The organism is Pseudomonas sp. SIMBA_041, assembly GCF_046535095.1.
Classification (GTDB): domain Bacteria; phylum Pseudomonadota; class Gammaproteobacteria; order Pseudomonadales; family Pseudomonadaceae; genus Aquipseudomonas; species Aquipseudomonas mucoides.
Genome location: NZ_JAWRXJ010000016.1, coordinates 68003 through 84225, shown reverse-complemented (window position 1 = coordinate 84225; position 16223 = coordinate 68003). Strand labels below are relative to the sequence as shown.

At 59.6% G+C, this 16223-nt stretch carries 13 protein-coding genes; 6 read left to right on the top strand and 7 right to left on the bottom strand.

The window, feature by feature from the left end; translation table 11 throughout:
- Nucleotides 1-169 precede the first annotated feature (169 nt).
- From SB725_RS29080 to SB725_RS29070, 3 genes are read left to right on the top strand one after another with little or no spacing between them, the layout of a single operon-like run.
- On the top strand, nucleotides 170-829 hold the full coding sequence (locus SB725_RS29080; RefSeq protein WP_027925910.1) for a paraquat-inducible protein A: 660 nt from the start codon (nucleotides 170-172) through the stop codon (nucleotides 827-829).
- On the top strand, nucleotides 816-1439 hold the full coding sequence (locus SB725_RS29075; RefSeq protein ID WP_027925911.1) for a paraquat-inducible protein A: 624 nt from the start codon (nucleotides 816-818) through the stop codon (nucleotides 1437-1439). The genes SB725_RS29080 and SB725_RS29075 overlap by 14 nt, the downstream gene beginning before the upstream one ends.
- On the top strand, nucleotides 1432-3735 hold the full coding sequence (locus SB725_RS29070) for an intermembrane transport protein PqiB (RefSeq protein WP_059182152.1): 2304 nt from the start codon (nucleotides 1432-1434) through the stop codon (nucleotides 3733-3735). The genes SB725_RS29075 and SB725_RS29070 overlap by 8 nt, the downstream gene beginning before the upstream one ends.
- Before the next feature lie 157 nt (nucleotides 3736-3892).
- Here the strand turns inward: SB725_RS29070 and mksF are convergent, their stop codons facing one another.
- From mksF to mksB, 3 genes are read right to left on the bottom strand one after another with little or no spacing between them, the layout of a single operon-like run.
- A complete protein-coding gene (mksF, locus tag SB725_RS29065) occupies nucleotides 3893-6733 on the bottom strand; it encodes an Mks condensin complex protein MksF (RefSeq protein ID WP_194940630.1) in 2841 nt (946 codons plus the stop codon).
- Nucleotides 6730-7431 carry an Mks condensin complex protein MksE gene (mksE, locus tag SB725_RS29060; protein WP_027925914.1) on the bottom strand — a complete coding sequence of 234 codons (702 nt, stop codon included), beginning with the start codon at nucleotides 7429-7431 and terminating at the stop codon, nucleotides 6730-6732. Before mksE ends, mksF begins: the two co-directional genes overlap by 4 nt.
- Complete coding sequence (gene mksB / locus SB725_RS29055) at nucleotides 7421-8695, bottom strand: Mks condensin complex protein MksB (protein WP_032833673.1); 1275 nt, start codon at nucleotides 8693-8695, stop codon at nucleotides 7421-7423. The genes mksE and mksB overlap by 11 nt, the downstream gene beginning before the upstream one ends.
- Nucleotides 8696-8902: 207 nt before the next feature.
- Between mksB and SB725_RS29050 the strand changes: the two genes are divergently transcribed.
- On the top strand, nucleotides 8903-9652 hold the full coding sequence (locus SB725_RS29050) for a hypothetical protein (protein ID WP_027925916.1): 750 nt from the start codon (nucleotides 8903-8905) through the stop codon (nucleotides 9650-9652).
- Nucleotides 9645-10097: a ribosomal protein S18-alanine N-acetyltransferase gene (gene rimI / locus SB725_RS29045; RefSeq protein WP_027925917.1), complete on the top strand. Its 453-nt coding sequence runs from the start codon at nucleotides 9645-9647 to the stop codon at nucleotides 10095-10097. The genes SB725_RS29050 and rimI overlap by 8 nt, the downstream gene beginning before the upstream one ends.
- Before the next feature lie 129 nt (nucleotides 10098-10226).
- On the opposite strand, the gene SB725_RS29040 is transcribed toward rimI, so the two are convergent.
- A complete protein-coding gene (locus SB725_RS29040; RefSeq protein WP_410922934.1) occupies nucleotides 10227-10631 on the bottom strand; it encodes a serine kinase/phosphatase in 405 nt (134 codons plus the stop codon).
- 141 nt (nucleotides 10632-10772) lie between these two features.
- Here SB725_RS29040 and can point away from each other — a divergent pair, with 141 nt between their 5' ends.
- Nucleotides 10773-11417 carry a carbonate dehydratase gene (gene can / locus SB725_RS29035; protein ID WP_027925919.1) on the top strand — a complete coding sequence of 215 codons (645 nt, stop codon included), beginning with the start codon at nucleotides 10773-10775 and terminating at the stop codon, nucleotides 11415-11417.
- 45 nt (nucleotides 11418-11462) lie between these two features.
- On the opposite strand, the gene SB725_RS29030 is transcribed toward can, so the two are convergent.
- The 3 genes from SB725_RS29030 to SB725_RS29020 all read right to left on the bottom strand — a co-directional run bounded on the left by SB725_RS29030 (nucleotide 11463) and on the right by SB725_RS29020 (nucleotide 16044).
- On the bottom strand, nucleotides 11463-12635 hold the full coding sequence (locus SB725_RS29030) for a hypothetical protein (protein WP_027925920.1): 1173 nt from the start codon (nucleotides 12633-12635) through the stop codon (nucleotides 11463-11465).
- A 73-nt stretch (nucleotides 12636-12708) separates the two neighbouring features.
- Nucleotides 12709-14406 carry an acid phosphatase gene (locus SB725_RS29025; RefSeq protein ID WP_410922932.1) on the bottom strand — a complete coding sequence of 566 codons (1698 nt, stop codon included), beginning with the start codon at nucleotides 14404-14406 and terminating at the stop codon, nucleotides 12709-12711.
- A gap of 219 nt (nucleotides 14407-14625) precedes the next feature.
- Nucleotides 14626-16044 (bottom strand): short-chain fatty acid transporter, encoded by a 1419-nt coding sequence (locus SB725_RS29020; protein ID WP_027925922.1) that lies wholly within the window; start codon nucleotides 16042-16044, stop codon nucleotides 14626-14628.
- Between the last annotated feature and the right edge of the window lie 179 nt (nucleotides 16045-16223).

Here is a 16223-nt window from a genome sequence, read left to right as displayed (position 1 = left end):
GTGAGAGTAGGTCATCGTCAAGATTAAATTCCGAAACCCCTATCTGCGTATGCAGGTAGGGGTTTTGTTTTGCCTGCGAGAAAGTACTCGCCCTTAACGCACAAATTGGCGCAGTTATTTTTGACCCATGCCTCTAGAATAGGGCCAACTTTTTCGGAACAGAGCCTTTATGTCAGATCCGGTTGACGCCGCAAGGCTGTCAGAATTACCGCTGGACGATTTGGTCGCGTGTCATGAGTGCGACTTGCTGATGCGCAAACCCGAACTCGCCCATGGAGAGAAAGCGCTGTGTCCGCGCTGCGGTTATGAGCTCTACGCCCATCGGCACAACGTCGTACAGCGCAGTCTCGCTTTGGTGATCGCCGCTTTATTGTTGTACGTGCCGGCGAACTTTTTACCCATCATGCAGCTCAATCTACTCGGGCAATCGTCAAACGACACTGTCTGGAGCGGCGTTGTGGCCTTGTTCGACACCGGCATGCAAAGCGTCTCGGTGATTGTGTTCCTGTGCAGCATGGGCATCCCGTTGCTTAAGCTGCTCTGCCAATTGGCCGTCTTGTTGAGCATTCGCTTTGATATCGGACGCAGCTACGGCCTGTTGCTCTATCGCATTTATCACCATCTACGGGATTGGGGAATGCTCGAGGTTTACCTCATGGGCGTGCTGGTTGCGTTCGTAAAACTGGCAGATATGGCAGCCATTAGCGTAGGCCTTGGTCTGGTGTGCTTTATCAGTTTGCTGTTGGTTCAGGTCGGGTTGGAGGTTGTGATGTCGCCTCATCAGATCTGGCAGGCTTTATCAGGAGAGGATGCCCATGCGGGCGATTGATGCAGGCATTCTGATTTGTGCGGAATGCCATGAGTTGAACAAGCAGGAAGCTGACACCGACGAGCAAGTCTGCACTCGTTGTGGTGCGCTGGTTCATGCCCGTCGCCCAAACAGCCTGGTGCGTACCTGGGCGCTGCTGGTAACTGCGGCCATTCTCTACATTCCGGCCAACGTGCTGCCGATCATGACCATCAACTCTCTCGGCAAGGGCGCCCCCAGCACCATCATGTCCGGCGTGATTGACCTGGTTCATTACGGCATGTTTCCCATCGCGGCAGTTGTGTTCATTGCCAGTATTCTGGTGCCGACGTTCAAACTGGTAGGCATCGGGTTGCTGTTGTTTTCCATACAGCGCCGCCAGCCTCTCTCGGCTCGCCAACGAATCTGGATGTACCGCTTTATCGAGTTCATCGGCCGCTGGTCAATGCTGGACATCTTTGTGATCGCCATCCTGGTGGCGGTCGTGAATTTCGGACGGCTTGCCAGCATCGAAGCCAATCTTGGCGCTATCGCCTTCGCCAGTGTGGTGATTTTGACGATGCTTGCTGCAGTTTCTTTCGATCCCCGACTGATTTGGGATAACACGGAGTCGGACGACGACCATGACTGATTTGCCTACAGCGAAAACCCGACCGGCCTCGAACTGGTCAGCCATCTGGATTCTGCCTCTGATCGCTTTGATCATCGGCGGCTGGCTCGGCTGGCGTGCCTATAACGAGACCGGTATCGAGGTTCAGGTGCGCTTCGAAAGCGGCGAGGGCATCCAGGCCAACAAGACGGAAGTCGTCTATAAAGGCATGTCCGTCGGTAAGGTTAAAGCCCTGAAACTCGATGACGAAGGCGCTTCCAAAGGCGTGATCGCGACCATCGAGATGAACAAAGATGTCGAGCAATACCTCAGGACCAGCACGCGCTTCTGGCTGGTCAAACCGAGCGTGACGCTGGCCGGTATCACCGGTCTGGAAACCTTGGTGTCGGGCAATTACGTGGCGATCAGTCCCGGTGAAGGCGAGCCCACTCGCAAATTCAAGGCGCTGGCTGAAGAGCCGCCCCTGTCCGACGCCAAACCGGGATTGCACCTGACCATCAAGGCTGATCGCCTCGGCTCACTGAACCGTGGCAGTCCTGTGTTCTACAAGCAGATCAAAGTCGGCCAGATCAAAAGTTATGTGCTCTCGGAAGACCAGAGTACGGTCGAGCTCAAAGTGTTCATCGAGCCCACCTACGCCAATCTGGTGCGCAAACACACGCGTTTCTGGAACGCCAGCGGCATTAGCATCGACGCCAACCTGTCGGGTGTGAAAATTCGCAGTGAGTCGCTTGCCAGCATCGTCGCCGGGGGGATCGCGTTCGCCACGCCGGAGAATCGCAAGGACAGCCCACCCACCGATCCGAGCCTGCCGTTCCGTCTCTACGAAGACTTCGACGCTGCTGCCGCCGGTATTCGGGTCAAGGTCAAACTCACCGATTTCGAAGGATTGCAGGCTGGCCGCACGCCGGTCATGTACAAAGGCATCCAGGTCGGCAACCTGAAAGCGCTGAAGATCGATCCGGACCTGTCCGGTGCCACCGCCGAATTGACCCTCGATCCATTGGCCGAAGATTACCTGGTCAGCGGTACTCAATTCTGGGTGGTCAAACCGTCGATTTCCCTCGCGGGCATCACCGGCCTGGAAGCGCTGGTCAAAGGTAACTACATCGCCGTGCGCCCTGGCGATAAAGGCTCCCCACCGCAACGCGAGTTCGTGGCACGGCCCAAGGCGCCACCGCTGGACCTGCGTTCGCCGGGCCTGCACCTGGTGTTGTTCACCGAAAACCTCGGGTCCCTGGAAGTTGGCAGCCCGATCCTCTATAAGCAGGTCAAAGTCGGTTCGGTGCAGAGCTATCAGTTCTCCAAGACCAAGAAACAACTGGTGATCGGCGTTCACATCGAGAAGGAATACGAAGGTCTGGTCAACGCCTCGACGCGCTTCTGGAATGCCAGCGGTATCACACTCACGGGTGGACTGACCGGCGGAATCCAGGTCAAAAGTGAATCGCTGCAAAGCCTGATGGCCGGTGGTATCGCCTTTGAGACCCCGGAAGCCAAAGCCCCGCTGCAAAAGAAGATCCCGCGTTTCCGTCTGTTCGCCAACCATGACGAAGCCAATCAGAAAGGCACCGTGGTCACTATCAAGGTCGAACGCGCCGATGGCCTGCGTAACGGCACACCGGTGAGATTCAAAGGGCTGGACGTCGGCAAGATCGAAGACGTTGACCTCACCGATGATCTGCAATCGGTGATGCTCACCGCACGAATCACCGAAGTGCCGGAGCGCATTGCCCGGGTGGGCACTCAGTTCTGGGTGGTCAAGCCTGAGTTGGGGCTGATCAAGACCCGCAATCTGGAAACGCTGGTGACCGGTCAATACATCGAAGTGCAACCTGCTCCGAAGAACCTCGGCCCACAGAAGAACTTCGTCGCGTTGGCCAATCCGCCAGAGACGGCCAAGCAGGAAGCCGGTTTGAGTCTGGTCCTGAGCGCCGCGCGCCGTGGTTCGCTGAAAACCGGTGTGCCGGTGACGTATCGCGAAATCACCGTGGGCAAGGTCACTGGATATGAACTTGGCCAGACAGCGGATCGTGTGCTGGTGCACATTCTGATCGAACCGAAATACGCACCGCTGGTGCGCAGCGGCACGCGTTTCTGGAACAGCAGTGGTTTTGGTTTTGACTACGGCTTGTTCAAAGGCGCAACGGTGCGCACTGAATCGCTGGAGACCCTGATTCAGGGCGGTATCGCCTTCGCCACCCCGGACGGCGATCGCATGGGCAGCCCGGCGCGAGCTGAGCAAACCTTCCCGCTGTTCGACAAGTTTGAAGATGAATGGCTGACCTGGGCGCCGAAAATCGCAATCGGCAAATAGTTTATTGGTGCCTGTGATGCCGCCATCGCGAGCAAGCTCGCCCACATTGAATTGTGTTTACACAGATCTAATGTAGGACTGAGCCTGCTCGCGATGAGGCCCACAAAAAAGGCCGCGATCCATTGGATCGCGGCCTTTTCATATCTAACGGATTAACTCAAACCGCATCCAGCTCCGGTTCATCCGCCTGCGCCACAACGCTCGCCTTCACCTCGTCATGACGGCGAATGTACTTCCAGTCGGCCTCATCGATGTAGATCCCGTTCGGCCCGCTGCCACCTTCCAGGTCAATCGCGACACTGGCGCAAACCTGCGGCTTCACACTCGCCAGGATCGGCACGAAGCCCAGTTGCAGGCTGGTTTCCAGCAACGCTGCCTGGTTCTTCTCATCGATGTCCGCCGCCTCGTCGAGGTAATACGGCAGGCGCACGCGACCGGCCTGGTCGCGGTCCATCAAGTGCAGCAACAGGTACATGTTGGTCAGCGCCTTGATGGTCATTGTGGTGCCGTTGGACGCGGCGCCGTCGATGTCGGTGTGGATGACTGGCTGACCGTTGACCTTGGTGATCTCGAACGCCAGTTCGAACAAGTCCTTGAGGCCCAGCTGGTTGTGGTTGGCGGCCACCAGCCGCGCCAGGTATTCCTTGGCTTCTTCGTTCTTGTTGTCCTGATCGGCACTTTGGCTCAGGTCGAACACGGAGAGGGTTTCGCCTTCTTCGTATTGGCCGGCGCTGTGGATGATCTGGTCGATGTGCTTGAGCGCTTCCTTGTTCGGCGCGAGCACGATGCGGAAGCTTTGCAGGTTGGACACCTGACGCTTGTTGATCTCGCGGTTGAACAACGCCAATTGATGCTCGAGACTGTCGTAGTCGCTACGAATGTTGCGCAGGGTCCGGGCGATGTCCGTGACCGCCGCCCGGCGTGCCTTGCCCAGCGTCAGGGCTTCGTCGGTGCGGTGCGCGTACGCGTTGATCAGCAGCTGCAGGCGACGCTCCATATCGTCTTCGCTGTCGAACTTGGCCACACCCTTGAGGCGGACCTGCGCGTACAGCGCCTCGATCTGACCGTCGCTGCGCAGCAAACCCTGCCAGCTGTCTTGGTAGTCATTGAGCAGCGGCAGCAGGTTGTCCATGGAATCGTCGATCGGGTCCATGAACGGTGTACCGAACGGCAGGTCTGCCGGCAACAGCTGACGGCGGCGCAGGGCGTCGTCGAGGGTGCGTTGCTTGGCTTCCATGTCGCCGATCTGACGGCCGACCAGTTGCAGCTTGGCCGACAGTTGCTGGACGCGTTCGGTGAAGGCATCGCTGGAACGCTTCAATTCGTCCTGCGCCGCTTCCATCTGTGCCAGTTGCTCAAGCTTGTCGCCTTCCTCAGCGCTCAGGGTTTGCGCGCGACGGAAATCTTCCAGGGCTTTCTGCGCATCCAGCACTTGCTGGTACAGCGCTTCGGTCTGAGTCTTGCTCGCGGCGCGGTCGGCGGCCACGGCTTGTTGGGTCTTGAGTTGCTTGAGTTCTTTGTCCAGGCGCTCTTTCTGATCGCGCAACGCGGCGCGGTCAGCCAACGCTTGCAGCGCGGGCGGCTCGATGTGCGAGATGTCGATGGACAGGCCCGGCACTTCGAAGCGCTCGCCTTTGAAACCGTCGAGGATCAATTCCATGGATTTGACCCACTGACCGTCCTCGTCCAGCGTGATGCCGTGTTCGCCCAGCGGCAGGCTGAACAAGGCGCTGTTGAACAGACGCATCAGGCGCTCGACGTCCTGTTGCGAGAACTCTTCGCGCAGGCGGGCGTAGCTGTTGTTGTCGGCGTGATCGAGTTGCTGCTTGACCGACTTCAGGCGTTTTTCCAGGTCACGCAGACGCTCTTCCAGATCTTCGGCAGAGAACTGCCGCGACTGTGCCAGCGCACCCGCCAGTTCATCGTGCGCGTCCTTGGCCGCCAGCAGTTGTTGCTCCAGCACTTTGACGTCATCGACCAACGCGAAGCGATGCTTGAGCACCGACAACTCGCCGAGCCAGCGCTGGATGCCGGTGATTTCCCGCTCCAGGCGCATCAGTTCTTGTGTGCCGCCACGCTGATCGTTTTGCAGCGCGTCCTGCTCGTTGCGGTAATGCTCGGCCTGAATCGTCAGTTCTTCCTTGCGCGCACTGGCGTAGTCCGACCAGGTGCCAAGCAGGGAATCGAGCAGCGGCGAGATGCGGTGCAATTTGCCGCGCAGGATATTGCGCTGGGCCACGCCGGCGGCCAGTGCTTCAACCAGCGGGCCGGCAGTGACCAGCGAGTTGTAATCCTGCTCCATGCGCCGTACATCGCGGAACGCTTCTTCGCACGCGGCGATGTAGTCGACGCTGCCGGAACGCAGGCTGTGCTCAAACGCATCGAGGAACAGTTGCTTGAGCTTGGCCGCGGTGATTTCGCGCATGTGCAGCAGGTTGATGAACAGTGCGCGGAAGGTCTTCAGGCTCTGCTCGCTGGTGGAACGCAGCGGGATCAGCGTCAGGTCCAGCGGGATCGAGGTGTGACCGCCGACCAGCAAACGACGCAGCTCATCAGGCTTCAACTCGTAGGCTTTGAGGCCTTCGCGTTCAAGGTTGGTGAACAGTTCTTTCTGGCGCAGGCAGGTGTCGTTCTTCTGGTAATGCGCCAGATCCAGCTTGCCGGCATAGGCAAAGAACTGGTGACCGAAACCACCGCCCGGGCCGCGACCGACCACGCCGATCACGTGCGGGCCGTGGGGCAGCGACACTTCAACCAGGATGTAACTGGTGTCCGAGGCGAAGTAGAAGCGTCGGGATTGTTCCAGGCTGTACTTGCCGAAACTCATGTCCGACATGCGCGCCAGGATCGGGAACTGCAAGGCGTTGATCGAGGCGGATTTACCGAGGTTGTTCGCGCCGTAGACCGACAGCGGCTCTTCCAGCGGAAACAGACCGAGGCTGTAACCGGCGGTGTTCAAAAGGGCAAAACGGCGAATGCCGTAGCGTTCCTTGCTCATGCGTCGGTCTCCTGTTCTTCGGCAATGGCGCGGGCCATGGCGTCTTCTTCGCTTTCTTCTTCGAAGTCACTGAGGTCCAGCGGATCGTCGGTTTCCAGCAATTTTTCATCGCTGTCGTCATCGATCAGCACGGGGACCGGCAATGGCAACACGCTGTGCAGGCTGGCCGCCAGATCACGGTCCTGCTGGACCGACAGGCAGACATCGAGGAAGCGGTGCATCGGCGGCAGGAAACGGTAGATGCCGTTTTCCTCGCCGGCGAAACCGAGCTGGGTCATGCGGCGCATGATTTTTTCTTCGAGTTCTTCGACGGTCTGTACTTCGGCCTGGATAAACAGGTCGCGGTACTTTTCGAGCAAGGACGGCAATTCATCGCGGCCGAGGCTGCCGCCGTCGAGTACGGCGACCGGGTCGCGGCCCTGATCCGCCAGATGCTCGACGAGGATGAAGGTGAACAGCGCCAGTCGTTGCGCGGTTTTGTTCACCGCGGCAGCAGCAAGGTCCGGCACGAAGTAGTAGAAACCACGGGTGTCACACACCAGCTCAAACCCCAAGGCCTTGAACAGCGTGCGGTACTGGTCCTGGAAGTTCGACAGTTGCGCGTACAGCTCCGGGTCGCGGCGGCTGACGTGGTAGCCCTTGAACAGCTCGCGAAAGATCGGCGCCAGCTGGGACAGTTCGTTTAGATCAAGATGCATGTGGGATGCTCGCAGAATCCTCGGCGGCGTCGCCGGCCGAGAGCAGGGCGAAGGAGCGCAGGCTGACCTGATGCTCATGAGTGTGGTATTCGCGGCGTTCCAGACGCTCACGTTTGAAGCGTTTCTCCCGCGACAGGCGCGAGAACCAGTACAGCAATTCGTCGGTCGCGCCGTCCGGTTCCTGCTCCAGCAGCCAGGTCATCAGGTCCGGCATCGGCAGGGCGTCTTCACAGCGTTCGAGCATTTCGCGAACGGTACGAGGCGCGCGCGGGGCTTCGCCTTTCTGGGTCTTGTGCGCTTTGGGGAAACGCGCCGGTTTCGGTTCGAAACGGGCCAGCGCATACACGTAGGCTTCGACCTGACTCGCACTGCCGAGGAACGTGCTTTGCGGGCGGGTGAACATCGGCATCGCGGCTTGCGGGACGGCATCGATGCCTTTGCGACGAATGGCCGACAAGGCCAACGCGGCGCCACGGGTCACGGCATTGTGGCGACGGGCTTCTTCACGCAGCGGCAGCAGCAGTTCGCGGGCATGACGCAGGGTCAATTGGGCGCTGGTCTGCATTTCGAGGATACGGGCGTGGGTACGCAGCAGCATGTCGTCATCGACCAGATGGCCAAGACGCTGCTGCTCGCTGAGCATCTTCAGCAGTACGGTTTCGACCTTGCGTACGCCTTGTTCGAAGGCGCCGTCGGCGTTCACCAGTTCGATCATCGGTTCGACGTATTCGTCCCAGGTCGCCAGCACTTCAGCGTAACGCTGACGCAACGGGATCTGCCGATCGCTGGTTTTCGCCCGTTCGGCGACGGCCACCAATGCTTGTTCATCGTTATCGAGTTTTTTCAGTACGTCGCGTACGCGCATATCGAGCAAGCGCAATTGGCGCGCCAGATCATGGCCATCGCGTATGTCAAAGGCGTCCTGAATGTAACCGGCCAGGCGCTCGAGGTGACGCAGGTAGGCTTCGATTTCCAGGCACAGGCCTAGACGGTGCTCACGGCGCAGGTAAGCGAGGAAGTCGTGAATCTGCGCATTGAGCTCGAACCGGTTCGGGCTTTTCGCCACGGGCACCAGAATGTCGAGGCGGATCCACACGTCCAGCAGGCTGGTGATGTCCTGCGGCGTACTGTCGAGTTGCTGGGCGGCCAACTGTGAACGCAGTTCGTTGAGGCTCAAGGTGCCTTGGTCGAAGTGCTCGCACAGTGGCTCCAGAAGTGCCCAGTGTTCAGCGAGGGCGCGCAAGACGCGCTTGGGTTCGATCATCGGAATGGCCGGCTGGTTGACGATTAAAAGCCGCGATTGTACTGCATCGCAGGCGTGTCGATTCACTCTCGGGACAGACAGTAGGTTTTCTATCGATCGAGGGCGGGCGATCTTGAGCGAAGGGCGGTAGAATCAGCGCACTATTAGTTATCCACAAGTGGCCGACCTTTGCTTATCGAGTCCCGTCGCCGCGCTTATTTGACCGCCATGCAGGTGGTCAACTGGCTGCCGCGCACCGAATTGCCCTTTGCCGCGCCTTCGCGGCCCGAGCTGCTGGAGATGCCTGAGCCGTTGGTCGTCGCGCCAATGGCTCCGGTTGCGCCTGCGCCTGTGGCTGATGTGCCCGTGGAACCGCTGGTCAAACCGGCCGAACGGGTGAAGATCGAGGTGCCGCGTCCTTCATTGGCCAGTACGCGCACCAACGCCAAGGTCGAAGAAGAGGCGGCTCCGGTCGTCGCCAAGGTTGTGCAGGTGCCGCCACCGCGCTTCGCCCTGCAATTGTTGCGCGCCGGTCGCTGCCTGCTGCTGGTGGAGTTACCCACAGGCGAAACGTTCCAGACTCGCGATCCCGCCTATTTATTGCTCAAGGACATGCTGCGCGCCGCCGGTCTGCCGGACAGCCCACAGATCGTCGGCGAACCGGTACGCTGGCCGCTGCTGGCTCGCGGCACCATGGATCAAGGCCCGGAAGCGGCGCGCGACTTCGTCCAAGGCTTTCTCTCGGCGCGTATCGAAGACGCGCCATGCGTGTGCGTGTGGCTGATCGGCCTGCCGGCGGTGCGTTTTGCCGGTGAAGCCAACGCCGAATCGTTCAACCGCGAACTCCAGGTCGAAGGCCTGGGCTCGGTCTGGGCCCTGCCGGGTCTGGAATTATTAATGGAAGAGCCACAGCGTAAGGCTGATGTCTGGCAAGCCATGCGTCGGCTGATGGCGCGCTGGAAAGAATCAAATGAGTGACGCTGTATCGTTCCGCCCGATGACCGAGGCGGACCTGGACGCTGTACTGAAAATCGAATACGCGGCATACAGCCATCCCTGGACTCGCGGGATTTTTCTCGACGGGCTGGGCAAGTATCAGATCTGGCTGATGTTCGAAGGGCAGCAGCAGGTCGGCCACGGCGTGGTGCAAATCATTCTGGATGAGGCGCATCTGCTCAATATCACCGTCAAGCCGGAAAATCAGGGCCGTGGCCTGGGTTTGACGCTGCTGGAGCATTTGATGTCGATTGCCTACAAGGCTGAGGCGCGGGAGTGTTTTCTGGAAGTTCGCGACAGCAACCGCACGGCGTTTCGCTTATATGAGCGGTACGGGTTTAACGAGATTGGCCGGCGTCGGGATTACTACCCGGCTGTTGGTGGTCGGGAAGACGCCGTGGTCATGGCCTGCACCCTGGTCGACTGACCTTCTTTAGAGCCTCGCGAGCAGGCTCACTCCTACAGTTGATCTGTGTAGTCAACAAATTCTGTGACAGACATAAATCAACCGTAGAAGTGAGCCTGCTCGCGATGGCGTCAAATCAGGCGATAGAGATCACCGATCCTTATCCATCGGATCCCGCTGCGCCATCTCCGCCTCATCCAGGCCATTCCCCCCGCCAATGTCATCTTCATCGACAATGCTCAAATCCCAATCCGCCTGATCACCGTCACCCGCTTCATGGGCATCCCGCGCGCCATCTTCATGGATCAACGTTTCCGGGCTCATGTCATCATCGGTAGACTCGTGATCATCGGTCGAAGCCCCCGTCATACCGGCTTCACGCACGCGCTCGCGAGGCATCAGCCGTTCGCGTTCGGTTTCGGGCAACTCGTCACCGATTTTGGCGCTGGGTTCTTCCTCATCGAAATCCAGCTCTTGCATCGAGCCCATGCGGTCTTCGTTGTCGTCGATCGGCTCAGGTTGCACCGCATCGTACGGACGTCGTGATTCAGTCATGGCAATTCCTCATACTGTGGGCCTTACTAGGGTTGACCCACTGGGCTCCTGAGAATTCCACCGGTCATACTTGCATCAAGCGCGTGACCTCGACGGGCGGTTGTTTGTCAAACCTGCGCATCATTCTTGAGGCTTTACAGCATGAACGAATTACAAGATCTGATTGATAACAACGAACGCTGGGCTGAAGCGATCAAACAGGAAGATCCGGACTTCTTCTCCAAGCTGGCCCGCCAACAGACGCCGGAATACTTGTGGATTGGTTGTTCCGACGCCCGCGTGCCGGCCAACGAGATCGTCGGCATGCTGCCGGGCGACCTGTTCGTACACCGTAATGTGGCCAACGTGGTGCTGCACACCGACCTTAACTGCCTGTCGGTGATTCAGTACGCGGTGGACGTGCTCAAGGTCAAACACATCCTGGTCACCGGCCACTATGGCTGTGGTGGCGTACGCGCCTCGATGCAGGATCGTCAGCTGGGCCTGATCGACGGCTGGCTGCGCTCGATCCGGGACCTTTATTACGAAAAGCGCGAAGAACTGGCCGAGCTGGCGACTGAAGAAGAACAGGTCGATCGTCTCTGTGAGCTCAACGTGATCCAGCAAGTGGCGAACGTCGGTCACACCAGCATCGTGCAAAACGCCTGGCACCGTGGGCAGCCGCTGTCGATCCATGGCTGCATCTACGGCATCAAGGACGGTCGCTGGAAAAGCCTGAACACGACCATCAGCGGATTTGAGCAACTGCCGCCGCAATACCGTCTGCGTCCGGTCGAGAAGCTTTAAGCCGGTCGGGGAGTGCGCGTCAGCCTTTGCTGACGCGCAAGGTGATTACAGCGCCGGTGCCGGAATCGCTGTTGCGGGCGCCGGAGCTTGCAGCTGTTGGAGTTGGGCCTTGATTGGCGTTGTCGCGCACTTGGCCTCGGCTTGTTCCGGGGTCAGGTTGCGGATCGAGGTGTAGAACAACTCGCAGGTTTTTTCTTTCTGGGTCACTTGCCAGGTTTGTGTGCAGCTTTTCAGCTGGGCAGCAGGGTCGCTGCCCGGTGTGCTGCCCATGCCGGCTTGCCAGCACGCGGCGCTCAAATCCTGGCCCATGACGGCCAGGCCCGCAGCATCGGCTTTCGCCTGAGCATCGTCGCCGGTATAGCTGTCCGGGTTGGCGGCGTACCAGATGTAACTCGGATGGTTCGAGCCCAATACCGGCACGTTCAGGCCTTTCTTCGGGCTGATCATCGCCAGACCCAGCACGTCGACGGTCACACCATATTGCTGCTTGATCCAGTTACGCACTGGCGCGCCAAAGGCGACCATCGGCAGCGCCGCACCTTTGGCGTTCTGGCTGACGTCCTTGACCATGGTGGTCTGGTAATCCGTGAAGTAGCCGTAGACACCCTCCAGGTCCTTGCCGGCGCTGGCCGGCGCGGCAATGGGCGCGATGTCGATGATGGTCTGATAGCCCGGCGTCTGGTCAGCGGGGATGCCGTTATCCGTCAGCAACGTGGCCCAGCGATCCGTGGTCGCGGAGCGCAGGTAATCCTGAGCCTGGGTCAGGGAGTAATCCGGCGGGAAGTGCAGCAATTCGACACTCTTACGGTTTTCCAGGGCCATGCCCAACGGCAGGAACAAGTACCAGTTGTAGGCCCATTTGCTGTCGGCATTGAGTTTTTTGGCACCGGTGTAGGCCAGATCGCCGGCATCGAGTAACGCGGCCAGCGGTTTTTCGTAACCCTTTGGTACGCCGCTGATGTCGGCGTAGAGCTGATGGTTATCGGTCTTTACTCGCACTTTTGCAGTGCTGTAGCCATCGCGTTGCACGCTTTGGGTCAGGTAATGCTCGACGGTTTGTTCAAGCGTCCAGTTGCGAAAGCAGATCACATTGCAGTTGTTGGGGTAGGCGAAAAGCCGGGTAACACGTTCGGTGCTGCCCAGTTTCAGATCGACATCGGCGTGGGCGGCGGCACTCAGGGCGAGGGCGGCAAAGGTGAGTCCTGTGAGTTTCAGCATGCTCAGATCCTTTTCAGCGTGGGCCCGCGTGGATCGCAGGCCACCGTACTAAAGCAGATCGGCCGATAATTGCTCAGCTGAACCTGAGCGCATGGGTCAAGTCGCCCATGGGTTTCTGGCCCCGAGCAATCATCGCCTCATCCCGCTGCTTGAGCCCGTCGAGCTTCTCCAGCCCGAACACCCGAGTGATCAAACGCAGGATCGACGCTGTGTCATAGACCGTGTGGTCCACCGTGCCTTTGCGCGCGAAGGGCGACACCACCAGCGCCGGCACCCGCGATCCCGGCCCCCAGCGATCGCCTTTGGGCGGTGCAACGTGATCCCACCAACCCCCGTTTTCATCGACCGTAACCACGACCACCATGTTTTTCCATAGCGGGCTTTCGCGCAGCACTTTCAGGGCGCGCACGATGTGCCGATCACCGGACGCCACATCGGCGTAACCGGCGTGCATGTTCAGGTTGCCCTGGGGTTTGTAGAAGCTCACCGCAGGCAGTTTGCCAGCCTCGGCATCGGCGAAGAACTTGTTGGTGCTCGATTCATCGCCCAGGCCGGCGTCGCGCAGACGTTTGTTGCGTTCGGCCGGGTTCTCCGGGCCCAGCTGTTTGAAGTAGTTGAACGGCTGATGGTGGTACTGGAAGTTGGGGATCTTCGGGATGCCACCGGAGTCCTTGAACTGATCCAGCGTCGCCTGCCAGGCGCCGGCGTACCAGGCCCAGTCGACATTTTTCTTTGAGAGCTTGTCGCCGATGTGCTCGTGGGTTTGTGGGACCAGCACGTTCGGCAAGTCTGGTTTGGCGTAGGCCGGGCGGTCAGGGTCGCGAATCCACGTCGGCCAGTACGGCGGCGCGAGCGTGTTGACGCCGTAGCCGTCCGGGGTCAAAGCGCTGGGACCGAATTGCGGTGGGCCGGTCATGGCGCTGGCTGGGGATTTATCCAAAGGCTTGAGCCGTGGGTCCGTCGGATCGTCGCTTTGCAGCACCGCGATTTGCGCCTTGGCCACCGAATTGGCCGCATCGGGATAAAACGGCGCGGTGGCGCTGATCAGGTATTGGTGGTTGAGAAACGAACCGCCGAAAGCGCCCTGGAAAAAGTTATCGCAGAGCACAAATTCCTGGGCGACGTCCCACAAGCGCAGGGAATAACGACTCTGCGCGTAATGGCCCATGGTCAGGCCGCCGGAGTCTGCCCAGGCGACAAAACCGTCATTCTTGCCACCGTTGATCTGCATCTGGTTTTGATAGAACACGTGCCACAAATCGCGGGTCACCAAGCCAAACGGCAGGTCTTCAGCGTTCGGGCCTTTGAGGGCAAACGGCGCGTTGGGCAGTTGCTGCTGAAACTGGGTTTCACTGGGGTACGTCACGCCATCCAGGGTTTGCGGACCGATCTGCAAAACGCCGCCCCATACCGGTGGCAGCGTCTGCAACAGACTGCCATCGCGATCACGCTGTTGATACTCGCCAGGCTGGAGGGATGACAGCGGTTTTTCGACACCGGGGAAATCGCCGAACAGATTGTTGAAACTGCGGTTCTCGGCATAGATCACCACCACGGTTTTCACCTGGTCGTGCAGGGCTTTGTCCAATTCCGCCGGGGACAGTGGGTGTTCGACAGGTTTGCCCGGCTCATCCCCCTGATTGCCGCAAGCGCTCAGCGTTGCGCCGACACCCAGCACCGCAACGCCACCGAGAAAGCGCCGGCGGCTAGTATCGGTGGGCGCATCTGCGTCGGGAGAAGGAACGTCGATGTTGTCTTTATCGTCAGTCATGCCAAGTCCCGTTTAGCTGAGTTTGTTGCAATATGTTTCGGCGGACGCTAGCAGCGGGATGTGACAGAAGGGTTACAGTCTTGAGTGCAGCAAAGTTCTTAATGTAGGCGTGAGCCTGCTCGCGATAGCGGTTTGGCAGTCACATCAATGTTGGATGGACTACCGCTATCACGAGCAGGCTCGCTCCTACAGTTGTTTTATGGTGATTGTTGGATCGGGTTAAGGCATTACCGGCGCCGTATACGTCAGCGTCGTCCCCAGCGCCCACAGCAGAAACAACACCAGCGGCGTGTGCACCAGCAATTGCACAAACGAAAACCCGATCAAGTCCCGCGCCTTCAGCCCGAGCACGCCCAGCAGCGGCAGCATGTAGAACGGGTTGATCAGGTTCGGCAGCGCTTCGGCTGCGTTGTAGATCTGTACGGCCCAGCCCAGGTGGTAGTTCAGGTCCGTGGCGACTTGCATGACGTACGGCGCTTCGATGATCCACTTGCCGCCGCCGGACGGAATGAAGAAACCGAGAATCGCCGAGTACACGCCCATCAGGAACGCGTAGGTGTCGTGGGACGCGATGCTGACGAAGAAGGTCGAGATGTGGTGCGCCAGGGTCTGGGCGTCAGTGCCTTTGACCGTGGTCATCAACGCGGCGATCGAGCCGTACAGCGGGAACTGGATCAGCACGCCGGTGGTGGTCGGGACAGCGCGGGCCACGGCATCGAGGAAGCTGCGCGGACGCCAGTGCAGCAGCGCGCCGAGCATCAGGAACAGGAAGTTGTAGGTGTTCAGCCCGGAGATGGCACTGATCGCGGGTTTGGTCGAAAACTCGTGGAACAGCCAGCCAGCCGCGAGTGCCACCAGCAAAAGGGTCAACAGCGGGCTGTGTTCCAGCCATTCGCCCGGGCGGGTGCGCGGGGCCAATGGCGGCAGATTGAAGCTCGGGTCGATGCCGCAGGCCTTGGCGTCACGGGCGGTGTTAGGGCCTGGCGCGGTGGCGTAGGCGATGATCAGCGAGACCACGATCAGCGCCAGCAGCATTACGCCGGACTGCCACAGGAAGATCGTTTGGGTGAACGGAATCACCCCGGTGATCGACAGGATCGACGGCGGCAGGCTGGCCGGGTTGGCCTGCAGTTGGGCGGCGGACGACGACAGACCCAGGGCCCAGACTGCGCCAAGACCCAGATAGGCAGCGGCGCCGGCGGCGCGGTAGTCCATTTTCAGATCGACGCGGCGGGCGAGGGCGCGCACCAGCAAACCGCCAAACACCAGCGACAAGCCCCAGTTCAGCAGCGAGGCAACCATGGAGATCAAGGCGACCCACGCCACGGCCGAGCGCCCGTTTTTCGGGATACGTGCCAGGCGGTCGATGAGTTTCACGGCGGGTGGCGAGGCAGCGACGACATAGCCACCGATGACCACGAACGCCATCTGCATGGTGAAGGGGATCAGGCTCCAGAATCCATCACCGAACGCCATGGCGGCGTCAGTCGGTTTGGCGCCCATGAACAGAGTGGCGACGGCGACGATGATTACCGCCAGCGCGGCAAATACCCAGGAGTCGGGGAACCAGCGTTCGGCAAAACTTGAGCAGCGCAGGGCAAAGCGGGCGGAGCGGGTATCTTCGATATCAGCGGCCACGGGGGTACCTCGAATTTTTATGTTTATTGTGGTCTTTCGGGCTGCAAAGGCCCGTCTGGACAGACGCCAACAGTAAATCAACCGCTGCTGACTTGTGACGAAACTTTACCAAAACAGGACTATGGTCTAACGGCTTGTCCATGGGCGCGTTTGCGTAGACCATGGGCGCCTTGGTTTTT